Annotated in this window: 2 protein-coding genes; one reads left to right on the forward strand and one right to left on the reverse strand. The window is 49.2% G+C overall.

The window, feature by feature from the left end; genetic code table 11:
- The first annotated feature begins 168 nt into the window (after positions 1–168).
- On the forward strand, positions 169–600 hold the full coding sequence (locus AC1DSE_RS35315; RefSeq protein WP_076266880.1) for an NUDIX hydrolase: 432 nt from the start codon (positions 169–171) through the stop codon (positions 598–600).
- Positions 601–602: 2 nt separating this feature from the next.
- On the opposite strand, the gene AC1DSE_RS35320 is transcribed toward AC1DSE_RS35315, so the two are convergent.
- On the reverse strand, positions 603–1,348 hold a 746-nt coding region (locus AC1DSE_RS35320; RefSeq protein ID WP_477529126.1), incomplete at its 5' end, for a Na/Pi symporter.

Raw genomic sequence — 1,348 nt, forward strand, 5'->3', positions numbered from 1 at the left:
GCATGGAGCAGCACACCTTCGTGCTGGAGCGTCCGGAAGCGATAAGAGCCTAGCTATAGCTTGACAAAATGCGGGGATTCCTTTGCTTATCGATTCCTTTTGTGGAAAAGATGGAGGAATCCTTTGCTGCATATACAATCTGTTTAATGCTGCAAGGGGGAAACGGACATGAAGGAAATTTCAGCAGGCGGTGTCGTTTATCGCCGCACCGAGGAAGGAAAACTGCAAATCCAGCTCATTCAGGATCGTTACGGAAAAGTTTCGCTGCCAAAAGGAAAAATGGAGCCCGGCGAAACGATTGAACAAACCGCTTTGCGTGAAATCGTCGAAGAAACGGGTCTTGAAGGGGTGATCATCGCTCCGATTGATCAAATTAAATATAAATATGAGCATGAAGCCTTCGGGATGGTCGATAAAGAGGTTCATTATTATTTAGTTGAGGCTGTTGGAGGATCTCTGCATGCACAAGTAGAAGAGATCCGCGGCGTCGATTGGTTTGAGCCTGGAGAAGCTTGGAGACGTCAAAAGCAATCCGGATACGATAACAATCATCGCATCGTTGCAGGAGCATTCCAGCTGCTCGGTTTGCAAACGGATTAGTGTTAAGTAACGGGATCAAGGCGCCTAAATGCGGGCAGATAACAAAATGGCAGAGCGATCAATGAGCTTAGAATATTGAAAATCGTTTGCGTATGAGCGATTTGCCCTGCTGCAGACGAGGATATCCATTCCGATATCGTCGCAAGCTCGCCGATGAACGGCATAAACAGCAATGCGCCTCCAGCGTTTAAGATGACATGCGACCATGCCACATACTGCCCTGCCTTAGTCCCACCTATAGAGGCTAACAATGCTGTCGCACAAGTCCCGATGTTTGCGCCGAGAACGACGGCGATACCAAGTTCAATAGGCATCGCGCCTATAGATACGAAACCCATAATGATACCAATAACGGCTGCGCTGCTATGAACAGCAGCTGTAAGAAGCGCACCCGCTGCGAGCCCCCACCATAAGCTCTCATTTGCTTTTCCAAGAAACCAGCTGAACATGGGGCTGTCTTGGACGGCAGAGCCTACGCCTTGCATCATCGTCATCCCAGTAAGGAGCAGAGCGAAGCCGCACAGAACGACAGAGGTCGAACGAACTGCTGGAAGCCAGCGCGCGTTCCGAACAGCAGGAAACAGACGTAATTCTCCTAGTAAAGCCGTTGCCAGCCACATTCCGATGGAGAGGATGAGCAAGGGGACGGCAAGTTTATTTAAATTTAGACCAATTAGCTCTGTCGTTATGCAGGTGCCAATATTCGTACCGAGTATTATGCCTAGTGTACGCGGGAATGTAAGCAAGC

The sequence above is a fragment of the Paenibacillus sp. 01L418 genome (assembly GCF_056400045.1).

What these genes read in the sequence shown, in the direction of transcription:
- AC1DSE_RS35315 (WP_076266880.1), top strand. Translation starts at nt 169, where the DNA reads ATGAAGGAAATTTCAGCAGGCGGTGTCGTTTATCGCCGCACCGAGGAA.